16 protein-coding genes are annotated in these 15797 nt (G+C 47.6%); 8 read left to right on the top strand and 8 right to left on the bottom strand.

What is annotated here, in order from left to right:
• Positions 1 to 162: 162 nt before the first annotated feature.
• Both NFHSH190041_RS12685 and NFHSH190041_RS12680 read right to left on the bottom strand, forming a co-directional pair.
• On the bottom strand, positions 163 to 603 hold the full coding sequence (locus NFHSH190041_RS12685) for a DUF3010 family protein (RefSeq protein WP_261922170.1): 441 nt from the start codon (positions 601 to 603) through the stop codon (positions 163 to 165).
• Positions 604 to 731: 128 nt separating this feature from the next.
• Positions 732 to 1469, bottom strand: coding sequence for a YciK family oxidoreductase (locus NFHSH190041_RS12680; RefSeq protein WP_261922169.1), 738 nt, complete (start codon positions 1467 to 1469; stop codon positions 732 to 734).
• A gap of 262 nt (positions 1470 to 1731) precedes the next feature.
• Between NFHSH190041_RS12680 and NFHSH190041_RS12675 the strand changes: the two genes are divergently transcribed.
• Positions 1732 to 4281: a VolA/Pla-1 family phospholipase gene (locus tag NFHSH190041_RS12675; RefSeq protein ID WP_261922168.1), complete on the top strand. Its 2550-nt coding sequence runs from the start codon at positions 1732 to 1734 to the stop codon at positions 4279 to 4281.
• A 196-nt stretch (positions 4282 to 4477) separates the two neighbouring features.
• The gene (locus NFHSH190041_RS12670) at positions 4478 to 5227 is read left to right on the top strand and encodes an SDR family NAD(P)-dependent oxidoreductase (RefSeq protein ID WP_261922167.1); all 750 of its coding nucleotides are present in this window, start codon (positions 4478 to 4480) and stop codon (positions 5225 to 5227) included.
• An 8-nt stretch (positions 5228 to 5235) separates the two neighbouring features.
• Here NFHSH190041_RS12670 and NFHSH190041_RS12665 read toward each other — a convergent pair whose 3' ends face one another.
• The 4 genes from NFHSH190041_RS12665 to NFHSH190041_RS12650 form a co-directional block, all read right to left on the bottom strand.
• Complete coding sequence (locus NFHSH190041_RS12665) at positions 5236 to 6084, bottom strand: D-hexose-6-phosphate mutarotase (protein WP_261922166.1); 849 nt, start codon at positions 6082 to 6084, stop codon at positions 5236 to 5238.
• A gap of 71 nt (positions 6085 to 6155) precedes the next feature.
• Complete coding sequence (locus NFHSH190041_RS12660) at positions 6156 to 6809, bottom strand: class I SAM-dependent methyltransferase (RefSeq protein ID WP_261922165.1); 654 nt, start codon at positions 6807 to 6809, stop codon at positions 6156 to 6158.
• 64 nt (positions 6810 to 6873) lie between these two features.
• Positions 6874 to 7443, bottom strand: coding sequence for a VOC family protein (locus NFHSH190041_RS12655; protein WP_261922164.1), 570 nt, complete (start codon positions 7441 to 7443; stop codon positions 6874 to 6876).
• 33 nt (positions 7444 to 7476) lie between these two features.
• Positions 7477 to 7899, bottom strand: a complete 423-nt coding sequence (locus NFHSH190041_RS12650; protein ID WP_261925119.1) for a murein L,D-transpeptidase family protein — start codon at positions 7897 to 7899, stop codon at positions 7477 to 7479.
• 475 nt (positions 7900 to 8374) lie between these two features.
• Here NFHSH190041_RS12650 and NFHSH190041_RS12645 point away from each other — a divergent pair, with 475 nt between their 5' ends.
• Together NFHSH190041_RS12645 and NFHSH190041_RS12640 are read left to right on the top strand one after the other, a co-directional pair.
• Positions 8375 to 9208 (top strand): ion transporter, encoded by an 834-nt coding sequence (locus tag NFHSH190041_RS12645; RefSeq protein WP_261922163.1) that lies wholly within the window; start codon positions 8375 to 8377, stop codon positions 9206 to 9208.
• Between the two features lie 20 nt (positions 9209 to 9228).
• On the top strand, positions 9229 to 10779 hold the full coding sequence (locus NFHSH190041_RS12640; protein WP_261922162.1) for an MATE family efflux transporter: 1551 nt from the start codon (positions 9229 to 9231) through the stop codon (positions 10777 to 10779).
• A 201-nt stretch (positions 10780 to 10980) separates the two neighbouring features.
• On the opposite strand, the gene NFHSH190041_RS12635 is transcribed toward NFHSH190041_RS12640, so the two are convergent.
• Positions 10981 to 11193, bottom strand: coding sequence for a DUF2986 domain-containing protein (locus NFHSH190041_RS12635; RefSeq protein ID WP_261922161.1), 213 nt, complete (start codon positions 11191 to 11193; stop codon positions 10981 to 10983).
• A 343-nt stretch (positions 11194 to 11536) separates the two neighbouring features.
• Between NFHSH190041_RS12635 and yqfB the strand changes: the two genes are divergently transcribed.
• Entirely contained in the window at positions 11537 to 11854 is a 318-nt protein-coding gene (gene yqfB, locus NFHSH190041_RS12630; protein WP_261925118.1) for a N(4)-acetylcytidine aminohydrolase, read from the top strand.
• Between the two features lie 176 nt (positions 11855 to 12030).
• Here the strand turns inward: yqfB and NFHSH190041_RS12625 are convergent, their stop codons facing one another.
• Positions 12031 to 12552 (bottom strand): hypothetical protein, encoded by a 522-nt coding sequence (locus NFHSH190041_RS12625; RefSeq protein ID WP_261922160.1) that lies wholly within the window; start codon positions 12550 to 12552, stop codon positions 12031 to 12033.
• A gap of 429 nt (positions 12553 to 12981) precedes the next feature.
• Here NFHSH190041_RS12625 and NFHSH190041_RS12620 point away from each other — a divergent pair, with 429 nt between their 5' ends.
• The 3 genes from NFHSH190041_RS12620 to NFHSH190041_RS12605 all read left to right on the top strand — a co-directional run bounded on the left by NFHSH190041_RS12620 (position 12982) and on the right by NFHSH190041_RS12605 (position 15693).
• The gene (locus NFHSH190041_RS12620; protein WP_261922159.1) at positions 12982 to 13989 is read left to right on the top strand and encodes a 2Fe-2S iron-sulfur cluster-binding protein; all 1008 of its coding nucleotides are present in this window, start codon (positions 12982 to 12984) and stop codon (positions 13987 to 13989) included.
• Positions 13990 to 14091: 102 nt separating this feature from the next.
• On the top strand, positions 14092 to 14799 hold the full coding sequence (locus NFHSH190041_RS12615; protein WP_261922158.1) for a DUF445 domain-containing protein: 708 nt from the start codon (positions 14092 to 14094) through the stop codon (positions 14797 to 14799).
• 516 nt (positions 14800 to 15315) lie between these two features.
• Positions 15316 to 15693, top strand: a complete 378-nt coding sequence (locus tag NFHSH190041_RS12605; protein WP_261922157.1) for a VOC family protein — start codon at positions 15316 to 15318, stop codon at positions 15691 to 15693.
• Positions 15694 to 15797 lie beyond the last annotated feature (104 nt).

Below are 15797 nucleotides of genomic sequence, written 5' to 3'. Positions count from 1 at the left end.
TTATTGACAATGTTGGCTGTGGTTGTAAAAACGCGGGGATAAGAATTGTGCCACGTTGCTAAGAGGAATGCCGACCGCAGGCTACTTTGATGCTGTCGTAACCATTTTTGTCTACATATGACAAATAACAGGGTCTGTAATTGGCTTACAGACCCTAAAAACTTACCAGACTTTATTGAACTGCTTCATCATTTGAAATGCATAGGCCACTTCAAATGCATTTTCCTGGAATTTTTTCAGCTCTAGACCAACAAAATCAACTTGTGGCGGATTACGTTTTAGTTGGGCTTTGATGTCCTGAGGCTGGATCAGTGTGACAGGCAGACCGCACAGCTGAATGGCCGCTTCCAGTTTGAAGCTGGTCGCACTGCCAGCAAATTTACCTTTCTGCTCCCGTTCAATAATGGCTACTTCGTCAACTTTGTAGTCTTCCAGCAGCTTTTTAAATGCAAAGTGAAAGTCCACTATGGACTCGGTGGCCGCTGAATGGGATACCTGAAAAGATTGCTTGCGGCAATCCGGGATATTAAAGGTATCGCCTTCCTGACTGAGCAAACAAATTACGGCTTCGCCGCCTTTCAATTCAACACCACAAACTCGCATGTTACACCTGTCTAATAATTTCAAGGCGAGTATTGTAGCGGTAATTTCAGTCCAAATCAGATTTTCTTTGTCAGTGATGAAAAAAATCCGCCAATATGACGGATTTCAGTTTTGTGGCCGTGTCCTTATCACTGGGCGCTGAAAGCGTTACCGTTTTCAGCGATGGATTGATCGCTCATCAGGTAAAGATACGTGGGCATAATTTGCTCCGCCGTTAGCAAGGTTGCTGGATTTTCAGCTGGATAAGCACTTGCACGCATGGCTGTTCTAGTCGGGCCGGGGTTGATACTGTTAACCCTGACACTGCTGCCTTCACATTCATGGGCTAAAACCTGCATCAGTCCTTCAGTCGCAAATTTTGAAATAGCATACCCTCCCCAATAAGCCCGCCCCTGACGGCCTACACCACTTGAAGTAAAGAGGACAGAAGCATGTTTTGCTTGGCGCAGGATGGGTAATAGTGCCTTGGTCATCATTAGCTGAGCTGTGACATTGACTTGCATAACATCCTGAAAACTTTTTAAGTCGGTATGTTCAATTGGTCCTAATACCCCGAGTAATCCCGCATTGTGCAGCAAGCCATCTAACGCCCCAAATTGTTCAGCAATTGTTTCAGCCATATCTTGGTAGTGCTGCTCGCTGGCGCCCATTAAATCCAGTGGCACAATTGCCGGTTGTGGGCCGCCAAGAGCAATAATTTCATCATATACCGCTTCCAGTTTTTTCACGGTTTTACCCAGTAATATCACGGTTGCGCCATGCGCGGCGTAACTTAGCGCGGCAACTCGGCCAATTCCATCACCTGCACCGGTGATCAGTATGGTCTTGTGCTGCAGGGCATCAGGTGCAATTTGGTATTCCAACATAGGTAACAACTTCCTTTTAATGAAAATGCCTTGATATCAAGCATCTTTTACACAGCGGTAGACGTGTTTTAAACAGATGAACAAATGGCCATTAAATATGCTTTACTGGTATGTAATAAAAATGTAGCTAAGCGTATATTTTTACGTTAACTTTGATGTTAACCACGGGCTTAATACGGCTCTATTTGGTCACACTTGGATGCCATTGTGACCAATTTCTTGGGGAAAACAAAATTATTACAACAGGATTTGGGGTAAAACCATGAAACGACTCTTTCTGGGTGTAGCCATCGCCTCTGCAATTGGGCTGACAGGATGTGGCGGAGATACATATGACGAGATCAAAGAAGATACCGTCCCGCTAATCCCCGAGTCCCATATCGTTTTTGACCCGGCCAACGGCAAAATGCCGTTGCCCAATGATCTGCTATTTAGTGGTACTACAGATGGTACCTTGAATATCCCCGGTGAGGAGTCTGGGGATTATACCAATCCTTCACTCGCGCTTGGTGCGCTTGATGGTTGGTCGACCACATCGCCTATTAGCATAGAGATGGAACCGGCGAATTATCACGAAGGCGGGGCGCTAACACTCAGCGCGGCCTCCGTTGCCCAACCAGGTGCCGTGCGAATGTTTGAGGCCACGGTCGGTGGTGCTCTTTCTACAGATCCTACCTGTGCTGATAAGGCCTCTGTATCAGCGTGTAAGGTTGGTGCTGAGTTAACCTACGGCGTGGACTTTATCAGCCAGGCTTCGGGTAACAATATTGTGATTGTGCCCTTGAAACCGCTTAAGCAGAATCAGTCCTATATCTATCTAACCACCAATCTAATTCAGGACTCAGAAGGCCGAGCCATATCCCCGTCATCCACTTACGCACTGCTTAAACTGGATATTACGACTCATCCGTTAGAAACCCCAGATCAGCTGGCACTGCAGACACTGGTGAACAGCTATGAAAAAGGGGTGGCTTCTGCCCATGGGGTGGATAAAGAGTCCATCAGCTATTCCGCGATTTTCACCACGCAGTCAATTCCGGATGTATATGAAACCAACAAGCTGTTGATGGTAGATAACAGTAAGCCGATGAATCCTTATGCTCCGCAGCTTATTCCAAGTGCAGGTGGACTGCCATTACAGCCGCTGGGTATTACTGCTGCGCAGATGGCCGGGATGACGCCTGAAACCCATGGTGATGCCTATGTTGTGGCTAGTTTGGCGGATATGCATATCGCTAAAATTAAATTGCCTGTTTATGGTGATTGCAGCAGCACGGCCTGTTTCCAGCGTGATGAGCAAGGAAATTTGGTTTTGGTTGATGGTAAGCCAATTCCGCTCGTTAATGGTCATTGGCAGGCACTGGGTGACAGTCCGGTATCTGTACTGCTGGCGCTAAGCGCTGGCACCTTGAGCCAAACTAAATTTGCTGAGCAGGCAGTTGCCCATGGGCTTAACCCCACCGAAGCGTTAGCAAATCCGGCTAAAATGGCTGGCTTTAGCTGGGTGTTGGATAATGGCCAACCCGCTGATCCAACTAAGCATCTGACGAAATTTAATCCTATTGTAAAGATTAAGAACTATGAGACTGTCGATGTGCTGGTGGCACTGCCTAATGCCGCACGATTAAAAACATTTGTTGAAGCCCAAGGCAAAGAGTTTGTGGCACCCACCAATGGCTGGCCAGCGGTGATGGCACTGCATGGTTTAGGGGGCGGTAAGGAAATGGCATTGTCTTATATTGGTGCCTATGCCGCGCAAGGGGTCGCGACTATTGCTATGGATATGCCACTGCACGGTAGTCGGTCATTTGATTTAAATGCGGATGGTGAGTACGAAGTGACGGCAACATCACCTGAATATGGTGCCGTTATCGGCCAACCCAATGCCTTTAAAAATGGTGATCCTTTAGTCTTTGTAAATGTCGCTTCAACCTTGACGGTACGAGATAATTTCCGTCAGGCGATTTCTGATCATTTAGCGGTGCGTCTGACTTTTACCGGGTTAGCGATGCAATTGGCTCAGGCCGGTCAGCCGCAGATTATTGATGTCACTAAAATCAGCTCTCAAGGCTTGAGTCTTGGCGCCATCGTGAATACCAGCTTAGCGACATATGCCAACACTGGGCTGAAAAATCCAGCTGATGGCTCGCCGCTCCCCAATGCTTATGCAACTCAGGCCGCCTCATTGGTTGCACCTGCGGGGGGGTTAGCGGGGGCATTTGCTGGCTCCGCAACTTTTGGCCCTGTGTTGTTTGATACCATTGTTGCTACGCCAGAATTCCAGCTCTTGGTGGATAATGCCAATACGGCGGGGTTAGAACCCGGAACTCCTGAGTATGCCGCTTTGGTTCAGACTGTGTATCAAGCTTTTGTGCCTGGATTTGCTTTTGCAGTACAAACGGCGATTGATAGTGCCGATCCTATCAATCAAGCCAGTATGTTAACAGCCACTCAGACCCCAGTGCATTTGATTGAGGTAGTTGGTGATGGTACTGATACTAACAAGCCTGATCAGGTGTTGCCTAACCAAGTGGCAGGGTTCCCGCTATCGGGCACTGAGCCTTTAATTTCAGCGTTGGGGCTGGGATGTGTTGATGGCACTAAGGTTGGCTCTGGAGCGGTGCGTTTTACTAAAGGACACCATAGTTCCATTGTTAGCCCCAGTATCAGTGGGGGGCAGCCGACAGCCGATGAGCTCAAAGCGACAGCTGAGATGCAGTTTGAGGTCAGTTATTTCTCTAGCTCTGCAGCAGCTGGCCAGGCGACCGTGATGGTGAAAGATGCTGGCGTGGTGAAAGCATGTGCTCAGTAGAGCAGAGTGACAATATTACTGATGTATAAACGCTGACAATATTTGTGCGAAATAAAAAGAGGCCTAAATGGCCTCTTTTTTTCTATCTGATTGGCAATGTAATTGATGGTTAAAGGTAGTCTTTTTGCAGGTTGTCTCGCAAGCTCACTTTACCCATGTTTACAGTAACTGGAGTCAAGCTGTAAGGAGCACATCTATGTCTGCAGAAACTCAAGCTGTTGCGATTGTGACAGGCGCCAGCAAAGGTATTGGGCGGGCGATTGCCTTGAAGTTAGCCGCTACTGGCTATCGAGTCGTTTGTGCGGCAAGGCAAAGTGAACCATTGGATGCCATGGTTGCAGAAATGCGACAATCTGGCTATCAGGCATTGGCTGTAAGTTGTGATGTAATGGACAGTCAAGCACGGCAGGTGTTACTGGATCGGACTTTGACCCATTTCGGGCGATTAGATGTGTTGGTGAATAATGCCGGTGGTGGCGGGCCTAATAATGCGATGACCTTATCTGCAGAGGCATTTACTCGGATCTTTGAGTTTAATGTCACCTCGGCTTACGCATTGATTCAGTTATGCGCGCCCCATATGCGAAATGGGGTGATTATTAATATCACTTCAGCTGCTGCGCGTTACAGTCAGCCAGGTTTTACGGCTTATGGAACAGCCAAAGCGGCTTTAACGCAACTGACTAAATTACTGGCAGCGGAGTTGGCTCCTCATATTAGAGTCAATGCCGTGGCACCAGGACCTGTGATGACTGATGCGTTGAAACGAGCCGCACCAGAGGGGCTACTTGAGACGATGGCACGAAATACCCCTTTGGCTCGGTTGGGGAATACCGATGATATTGCCAGTGCGGTGTTATATCTTGCCGGAGAGTCAGGAAACTGGATCACCGGCAAGGTGTTAGAGTTAGATGGTGGCGCAGAGCAGAGTGTCTGGCCAGGGTGAAAAGCAGTTTAATCGGCCCAACTGATTTCTGTGCTCAGGGTGTGACTGGCGCCAGCAGGTAAAATGACTCTATCTTCCAGTACGTTGGCAGCTTCTAGGCAGACCATGGTGAGGTAATCCTCATCGTGGAAACAGCTCAAACGCTTGGATTTGTCGATCCAGGGATTCCACAACACAGCAGAGCGGCTATGTTGCCGACTGACACAAATGATACCGTCAGGAGTATGTAATTGTTGCACAGGGCTTAAGCGGGTATAAACTCGGTCGGTTTCTTGGGTAAAACTGACCGCATCTTCCTGCTGTTTAACAGGTCCCTCACCAAATTCAATATATTGCGATGCCGCAAAGCCAGTGGCTTTCAGGCGATGAATATCACCAATAGGCAGATAAGTGTGCAATGCCTGGGTCAGCTTAATGCTGTTATCAGATAAGTTTTCATTGATAAGATCAATTTTTAGACTTTGCCCCAGTGTAAACTCGACACTTAGGCTGCTGTGGTGGGGCCAGAATTTATTGTCATGCTCAGAGCGGGGCAAGCTAAACCGTAACCGCACTAATTCACTATCTACATCCACACTGTCTAATTGCCAGATCCGATTACGGGCAAAACCATGTTGGGGAAAATCAGCTTGTTCACTTTGACCGAACCAAGGCCAGCAGATGGGCACGCCGCCACGGATCCCTTGGCCCGGTTGGTAGTCATTTTCAGTTGAGCACCATAGCAGTGGTGGTTGCCCCTTGGGTTGAAACTCAACGATTTGTGCGCCCTGTAAAAAAATCCTGGCGTGACACAAAGGGGTGTCGATATCAACATAATCCAGACCGTTAGGGTGCTTGTGAGTCGTAACATAAGCCATGGTAGTGCCTTAGAAAAAGTCCCTGAAATAGGCCGTCAGCATAGCGGTTTTTCCTTTGGGTGTCGCGCCTGTTAAGCAGAGGTTTTTTCCATGACCAGCAAACAGTTATTAGCAGGCATTGTCAGGTCTTGCTGCAGCGTTAATCCAACCTCGCCAGCCAGTGCTGTCAACCAAGCGATATCGCGGATCCCGCTTTGGCTATCTCTGGCTCGGATCCGTTGATCAAAGGCTTTATTCGATGCCGAGGTAAAGCGTCCTTGGCGATTAACCGGGCCATAAATAACCATCAAACCACCCAGAGGCAGCCATTTCCCCGCTAGTGCAAAACAAGCTTTAACGGCGGCAGGAGACATAATATGCAGGGTGTTGGCGGTAAAAATAGCATCACATTGACAAGGTGGACATAGTGGCGGCGTCAGTACATCCAGCGGCACGGCGTCGGGGATATTCGCCACATCTTCCTGTTCTAGCCTTGCCTGTAGTCCATTTAAGAACTGTGGACGCTCAGTGCATTGCCACTGGCAATGAGGTAATTGTGGGGCAAAAAAGGTGGCATGCTGACCGCTACCACTGCCGATTTCTAAGATCTGTTTTCTGGACTTAAATAACGGGGCAAGCTGTTGCCAAATCGGCATTTTGTTATTTTCACAGGCCTGTGAAAATGGCAGTTGAACTGCTTGCTCGACTGCGTGATTGCCACGTTGAATGTCAGGGGTTGATGTCATGGCGAATGACCTTGTATTTGTAATCGTCTGACATGGGGTGGACTGATTATTGTCCTAATGATGCTTAAGAGCGTTCACTGGCGATTACCGCTTCAATCCCATGGGGATGAAGTTTGATGCACAGCCCATCTTTTTTCAGTGCCACAGTGGGGTTAGCAAGACGTTCATGCTCGCTAGCAGGGGAGCTGAGTTTGATTTTATAACCAGTTTCACCAGCTAAAACAGGGATCAACTGCGGAAATTGTTCCTTTATCTGTTCAAGCAATGCCTCACAGTTCAAGGCGGTAGGCATGTTAGCTCGGGTGGGGACGACCAGCTCAATATGTTCCCAGCCAGGTGTCGGGTAGTGCTTGTCTGAGGGAAAAGGTAATTCAATACAATTTACCCTTAGCGTGCCGAGTGGTAGTGGCTGGTCAAGTTTGAAAATGCAGATACTACGTCCGTTAATTTGGTTATCGGAGATCAGTTGTCCCTGCTGGCTGAATGCCTGTTTAAGGGCTTCGGCTTGTGCCAGGTCATTAACCCGTAAAGCAGCGTGATCACAATGCAGCTCAGTCAGTCCCAGCTCGCTGATCATTGTTTGTATTTGAGCGGAAAAATCCGCCCAGCTTTGCATCAAAGTGTGATAATCCATCGGGGATCCTATTAGGTCATATCTGGGGATAGCTTAGGGCCAAATTTCAATTGGTGTACCTGGGGAAATAAGTGGCCAGATTTCATCCATTTCTGCATTGGTAACGGCAATGCAGCCATTGGTCCAGTTATATTGTTGTTGCTCCTTGGGGGGGAGAGATGAATTGGGATTTTGCCCGTGGATCATAATCTGTCCCCCAGGGGATACGCCAAGTGCCTGAGCTCGCAGCCTGTCAGCTTGATTTGGATAAGAGATATGAATGGCGCGGTAGTAGGCGCTGTCCAGTTTTTTATAATCAAGCAGATAACGCCCTTGTGGGGTACGCTGATCCCCTTCTTGCAGCTTATGGCCGACAGGGGTATCCCCTAAGGCTATTTGGTAGCTGGCCAGCACGGTATTTTGTTGATACAGCGTCATGGTGCGAGCAGACTTATCGACTACCACTAAATCAGCCATGGCAGCAGAGTTAAGACTGAATAATGTAAGCAATACAAGCAGAACAAATGGCAAAAGCGGTGGGCTCCTAAGGTCTGTTGATCTTTTATGGTTGAATTTTATTCGGGATAAAAGCGTTTTAACCACTCAACAAAGCGTAAAGCGCTTTTGGCCGACCCCTTCGGGCTGCGTTTGATGCTTCTTTTTATCAGCTAGCGCAATGACTCAGCAAAGCCTCTGCCTTGTATAAAGAACCCCAAAATTACTGCAAAAACAAACTTGAAAGGTCAACAGCCCCTAGCAATATAACTGAATGAATCAAAGGATAAATCATACCCGATTTGTATGATGTCGTCCCGCCATGGTTACAGCACAATATCGGCTTTGTGTAAAACTATGCGCAATGCTTGAGATTTTTTGCTGTCAATGCAAGAGTATGCGCAATTTTCACCTCAGGCGGTAATTGCTGTAAGCCTGAGCCTGGCAGGAAGATATTATGCGTCCCGACCCCGCCCGCGATTCCGCGCTGCGCGCCAAACTTCGAAGTGTTATTTTTGGTACCGATACCCCGGCTGGCAGATATTTCGATATGGTGCTGATTATCAGCATTATTATGAGTGTTGCTCTGATTTTGCTGCAGACTGTTGACAGCATGCAAGCGCAGTATGGCACCCTGATGTTAAAGCTGGAATGGGGCTTTACCATTCTATTTACTGTGGAATATATCCTGCGGCTTTACTGTTCCGCTCGGCCGCTGAAATATATGCTCAGCTTTTATGGCGTGGTGGATCTGTTATCTATTTTGCCTAGTTATCTCGAATTGTTGTTCCCTGGTGCCAATATGACCATGGTGATCCGGGTGTTGCGGCTATTCAGAATTTTCCGCGTGCTGAAACTTATCCGTTATCTCAGCGAAGGCAATATGTTACTGCGAGCAATGATGCTAAGCAGTCGTAAAATTTTTGTGTTCTTTTTCTCTATCAGTCTGTTGATTATGGTACTGAGCGCCATTATGTACGCTGTTGAAGGACCGGCTAATGGCTTTAGTTCTATCCCGAAATCCATTTACTGGACGATTGTCACGATTACGACCGTCGGCTATGGCGATATTACCCCGAAAACCGCATTAGGCCAGGGGATAGCATCCTTTACCATGTTATTGGGTTATTCCATTATTGCCATCCCTAGTGGGATTGTGACGGCGGAAATCTCTCAGCAAATAGGTCACCGCCGGGATCTGCGTCGTTGTCCTAATTGTTTGAAAACGGGTCACGATCCCGAGGCGCATTACTGTAATCGTTGTGGCAGTGAGTTGCCGGAAGATATTTAACCGATCGAAACGGGAGTGTTATGGCACAAGCCAAGTTTGTAACCGGCAGTATTATGCGCCATATATGGGTGATGAGCTCCACCTCTGCGGTGGGGATTTCAGCCCTGTTTGTGGTGGATTTGCTGGATATGTTTTTTCTCAGCCTGCTAGGGCACCAGGAATTGGCGGCGGCGGTTGGCTATGCCGGAACGATTTCATTTTTTACCACTTCGATTGGCATCGGGCTTTCGATAGCCCTGGGCGCAGTTGTATCTCGAGCCATTGGGCAGCGGGATATGGCGGCGGCCAAGCGTTTGCTGATGAGCGCTGCGGTGGTGACTGTGGTTGTGGCGATATTGGTGTCTGTCATCGTGACGCTGAATATTCCAACCTTACTGGATTGGGTCGGAGCCAGTGGTGAGACCAAAACCTTAGCGGCAAAGTACCTGTATATTTTGGTGCCATCACTGCCTTTTATCTGCTTGGCTATGGCGCTGGGGGCAGCGTTGCGGGCGGTGGGTGATGCAAGATTATCCATGTTATCGACCTTAGCCGGTGGTGGCGTTAATGCGGTATTGGATCCCATCTTTATTTTCCTATTGGCCATGGGCATTGAAGGGGCGGCGGTTGCATCCGTGTTAGCGCGTTTGGCCGTTATGTTGGTGGCCGGTCGCGGGGTTATTATCAAGCATCGATTGCTAGGGCGATTGGACTGGCCGGGGTTTAAAGCCGATTTACGCCCTGTGTTGGCGATTGCCGTGCCTGCTATGTTGACCAATATTGCCACGCCTATCGGTAATGGTGTGGTGACCCGCGCGATTGCTGAATTTGGTGATGCTTATGTGGCGGGTTGGGCCGTGGTTGGTCGGGTGATCCCGGTGGCTTTTGGTATGATTTTCGCGCTGTCTGGGGCCATCGGCCCGATTATCGGTCAAAACTTTGGTGCCCGCGAATTTGGTCGGGTGCGGGAAACGTTGACCCGAGCGATTCAATTTTGTATTGGCTATGTACTTTTGGTCTCCCTGCTGTTGTTAATGTGCCGTCAACCACTAGTCGCTGCGTTTGACCTTTCTGGTAAGAGTGCGGATATTGCCCACTTCTTTCTGACGTTTATTGCTGTGTCATTTATTTTTAACGGCATTTTATTTGTCGCCAATGCGTCATTTAATAATTTGGGTAAGGCAAAATATTCTACTTTTTTCAATGTTGGTAAGGCATTGCTAGGCACCATTCCTTTTGTGTATGTCGGTGGCCTGTTAGGTGGCGCCCATGGTGTATTGGTGGGTCAGGCGTTAGGTTCTGTGGTTTTTGGGGGTGCTGGCGTGATGGTGGCATATCGGCTGGTGGAGAAAGTGCGTATGCAACATCAATTTCAGGTCGATGAGGCTACAAGCATTCCGGTTGGACGTGTGGCAGTATCAGGAAAGGATCCTTTAGAGGACGAGGCGGATTTCGAGGAGTTATCACCGGTTGCGGCCAGTCCATTATCTTCATCCTGTGCCCAGATGGCACAATTGGCAGAAGAGCAAGATCTCAGTGATTGTGAAGCGGCTGAGCGGCGTAAGCAGGCCCAGTTATATACGAATAACTAACCTTCAGTCATAGCCGTGGCCATGCAATGGCTATGGCCATTATAAAGGCAATGCTATCTGTGTGATAACTGGACTCGTTATATTGGCTATTCTGGCCGGCTATTAACCATTTAGCATTTAGCATTTAGCTGGAAATATCCCGGCGTAGCTTGCCGGGAAGTAACGTGCACCTGCGGACAGGCATCCGCAGTGTCGATAGATTTACGCTTGGCTATCTGCTGTTTGCTCTGGCAGGGCAGTTTGACTTTGCTCAGTCTGATTGTCCTGTGCCGCTTGCTGCTCCAGTTTGGCGCGCTCTGCTTTAGAGATGTATCTTGGCTTGGCCTTTTTGCTTGGATTTGGCTTTTCTTTTTTGTTTTCTTTGGCTTTGGCCCGTTTAGCCATCTGTTTCAGTACTTTCTGTTTTTTGTTCATGGAACACTCCGTAAGCCCGGTATCATCTGGCACATTAACCTGTATCGGCGGGCATCAAATCAGGGCGCGCATTCTACCTGAAAGCATGGCGTATTTCTAATATGTCGCGCAGCGGTATGCTTGCTAAGCCTACTATTCATTCTTTTCACATTAGCATAAGCCTGTCGCAGATGTTAACGATTGGCGCTATTGGCAAGCGTGACCCGATTCTGCGTAAGACTGTTATGGGTTAACCTGAGTGTGCCGATATGACCGACAACGGTGGGTAATAGTGATACCGGCAAGAGAAATGAACCGTGCCCTGGGTATAATCGAGTCATATAGAGATAAAGACAGTGAAAGTATGTGCCAGCCATTAACTGAAATTACATTTTTTGAACGGTTTGAAGCGGATATTTTGCATGGCGTAAAAACCATCACGTTAAGAGATAAAAGTGAATCTGGGGTGTATCCCGGTCAGGTGTTGCCGGTTGCCACTTTTGAGCAGCAGCGGCATTTTTGCAATATTGAAGTCCTAGCGATAACGCCAATCGCGTTTAGCGCGCTGACAGAATTAGAGGCCGCACAGGAAAATATGACGCTTAGCCAATTGCAGCAGGTGATTCAGCAAATTTATCCCGGCATTACTGAGCTCTATAAGATCAGTTTCCGCCTGATCTAACTGCCGGCTTGGTTTTTCAGCAAACCCTCAGGTTTGTTTTGATTTAGTCTCTGACTTACTTTTTGTTGAGGTTGAGCGGTAGATATGGAGATTGCGAGCAGCTAACAGCTTTTTCCATATCAGTATCTTCTGGCGATAAGTGATTAGTATCAGGTGATAGCTAAGCAAATAAGAGATTAAAATGTCGGGAAACGGCGTCGGTCTTCCGCATTGGCGCCCTCTTTACATTCTCCTCGGATCTCCGCCCGGTCAGTTTCTATCAGGCGGCTTAATTCAATATATCCATCCCGGCAATATTGCAGTTTGGCCATTGTATTGGCCAATCCAAGCTCTGCCTGTGCTTCCATATTATCCCGTCCTATCTGCTTATATTTGGCGAGTTGTTTTGCTTCCTTGTTATTTCGCGGCCGAACATATGCACCGCTAGTGTTGGCTTCAGGAGTCACACGGGTCAATTTATAACGAAAAAGCTTCAGACCGTTATGCTGAATGTTGGTTGAGATACTGTCGCGAAGACTTGCATGGGACTGGAGATGATGACTGGTACAGCCACTTAATGTCACCATTCCGAGTAGTAGTGTGATTAGACCTGTGTGACAGCGATAGCGCTGATATTTAGCGGCAAAAGATGCCTGTTGCCTGTTGGATTGGATTTGGCAGGGTGCCCAGACATGGCGGGATAAAGAAAAACGGGACATAAGGGACCATAAAATAATTATTTTGCCAATGATAACGGCTTTTTACATGGGGTGGGAGTCTTGCTTGGTTGTGTGCCATTTTGCGTGATGCTTATCCAAGGTTGTTGCAGCGGTATCGCTAAATGCGATGTGAAGTGGATAACGACGTAGGCAAGCAGCTTTCTTCGGTATTTGCCTTCTTAGTGGGGACTACTGAGAGTTTAGTTTTGAGAGAAAATTCTTATTAGGTGTCATTTCTGCACTTTATTCACTGCATTTTTCGGTTTCGGTGTGAATATATGCTTTAGTTTTTATCAGTTGAAACCTGCCGATTTAAATGCGCTTGACTAGACTTAATGCTGACTAAAAACATGTGTGTGCCAGAGAATAGCGCAAGCTGTTGTTGTATCGGCTGTTACCGGCGCAGTAATTTTGGGATCTAGAGCGAAAATGACAGTTTTTTACGTGAATAATAAAGAGTTTACGGCATTGGCTGGCGAGACTGTGCTCGATACCTTATTAAGGTATGGTTATCCGGTAAATTATTCCTGCAAGAAAGGGCGTTGCCGCAGCTGCTTATTGCAGCATCTTGATGGGGAATTAGCTCTCATCGCCCAAAGAGGGCTGGAGCCAGAGCAAAAAAGTGCTGGTTTGTTATTTGCCTGCCAATGTTTACCCGCGCCCGGTTTGGCGTTGGCGACCCCTGATGCTGGAGAGCTCTATTTTCAATCATCAGTGCAGCAGGTGGAATATTTAACCGACTCTATCGCAGCTTTAACCTTGTCATGTGATCCTGCCAAGCGTTTTCAAGCCGGGCAGTGTGTCAATCTGCGCCGTAAAGATGGTATCAGTCGCAGCTATGCAATTGCTGCTGTTCCCAATGAGGAACAGGTTGTTATTCATATTCGGCGTAAGCGTAATGGTCTGTTTAGCCAGTGGTTGTTTCATGATGCGATTCCGGGGGAGCCGCTGGATATGCAGGGACCATGGGGACATTGTCATTATTTCTCTGGTTTACCGGAAGATACCTTAGTGTTAATTGGCAGTGGCACCGGATTAGGCGCCGCTGCGGGTATAGCTATGGAGGCTTTAGCGCGAGAGCATAAAGGCAATATTTATTTGTACCACAGTGGCCGAAATTTGGCTGATCTGTATCAGCATAAAGCCATGTTGAAACTGATGCTGATGCATAGAAACTTTTTTTATCAGGCTTGTATCAGCTCTGAAGCGGAAAAAGATGATATTGATGGCAAGCGGGTGCGTTGGGCCGATCCCTTGGAGCTGGTGGCTGGTCGTCATCACTATGATCGATATCATCGGGTTTTTCTTTGTGGTGAGCCAAAGATGGTACTGCGAGGGCAAGAGCGGGCATTTCTTGGTGGAGTGCCGATAGAGCGCATTCATGTTTTGTCTTTTGATTACCGCGAGCTACGTAAACATGCCAGAAATTGGCTTTAAGTGATTTTCTCTGTATTTGATTTAAATCCCGGACTGACCCGGAATAGCACTATGGTATAAAATGCCGTTTTTCGTGCAAATCAAGAACAAGAGAGGAACAAATTGGACAAGAGTGTTGCAACCAATTTGCTGGCGGCTATCTGTGTCGCGGTGGGATATTTCTGGCCCAATGCCATGTTACAGACTATCGGGCTATTTGCTCTGTCTGGCGCAGTAACCAACTGGTTGGCTGTCCATATGCTGTTTGAAAAAGTACCGGGTTTATATGGCTCTGGGGTGATCCCCGCACGATTTGAACAGTTTAAAGCTGCCATTGCAAAACTTATGATGGAGCAGTTTTTTACCCGGGAAAATATTGAACGATTTCTTAGTCAATCTGGCTCCGCCGTTGACCGTTTAAATTTAACCCCAGTAATTAATAAAGTTGATCTGGAACCGGCTTTTAATGCCTTAGTTGATACAGTGGCCAATTCATCTTTTGGTGGCATGCTGGCCATGTTTGGTGGCACTGACGCTTTGGAGCCGATGAAACAGCCGTTTATCGACAAGATGAAAGCATCCCTGACGGAGTTAGCTGACAGTGAGCAATTCCATACCTTGCTTAAAGAAGAACTGGAACAGTCAGATCTGTTAGTGGGAATGCAGGATAAAATCCAGAAAATTGTTGATCAGCGTTTAGAAGAACTGACGCCACAGATGGTCAAACAGATGGTTCAGCAGATGATCAAAGAGCATCTCGGCTGGCTGGTGGTTTGGGGCGGCGTTTTTGGGGCACTTATCGGTTTAGCTGCTGCGCTGTTACAGCAATAATTTCCTAGGGTCTGTTGACGTTTCGTGATTAAATTTTGTTCGAGATAAAAGCGTTTTAATCGCGGCGAGTGGTTTGTCGCCTAGTTATTCTAAGCAAGAACCGCTCAACAAAGAGTAAAACGCTTTTAGCCGAACCCTGCGGGCAGCGTTTGAGGCTCCTTTCTACTGCGTTATCGGCTTATTAGGTAGCACCACTACCAATCAAAGCCTCTGCCTTGTATAAAGCATCCTCAAATCGCTGCAAAAACAAACTTGAAAGGTCAACAGACCCTAGTTATAACCTCTAGGTGTCGTTGTTAACATAGCCGTAATGCACCGGGCGTGGTTGCGGCTATTAATATCAGCTCTGGCGGTGATAGTCATGATGCTGTAGCTGACTACTATATTGGATGACGCATCCAAGTAAATTCTGCAACGGCAAAGGGTATGTAAATAGACGCTGTAGAGATAAATACGGTATAGAAAGAGAGCCTGGATAGCGACAGTAACAATAGATAAAATAAGGATTATTACAGCATGGAAAGGCATCATCGCATTAACTATCTGGAATTGCCCGTCAGGGATTTAGCGGTAACTAAGGCGTTTTTTACCCGGGTGTTTGGCTGGCAGTTTGAGGATTATGGTGCTCATTATAGTTGTTTTACGGATGCCGGGATTGCTGGTGGTTTTTATCAGGAAGCCAGAACCTTTAATTTGGCCAAAGGGTCACCACTGGTCGTACTCTTCAGTTTAGATTTAGCGCAAACTCAGGACCAAGTTGTGGCTGCCGGAGGCGAGATTAGCAAGCCCATTTTCAGTTTTCCCGGTGGTCGCCGGTTTCATTTTCTTGATCCAAATGGCAATGAATATGCTGTATGGGGACATGCTCCCCAAGCTGAGAACGCTGAGGGGTAACCCGGAGTCAGTCCTCGGGCATATAGCTATGAGCCAATATGCTGTGATTTCTTGCTGACTCAAGGTGCGCTATGCCACTGCAGCAGACTGGCCCAGTGACTAGA

The organism is Shewanella sp. NFH-SH190041, assembly GCF_024363255.1.
In the GTDB taxonomy this organism is placed as follows: domain Bacteria; phylum Pseudomonadota; class Gammaproteobacteria; order Enterobacterales; family Shewanellaceae; genus Shewanella.
Note: the sequence above shows the minus strand (reverse complement) of the source record. Positions and strands in the feature narration are given on the sequence as shown.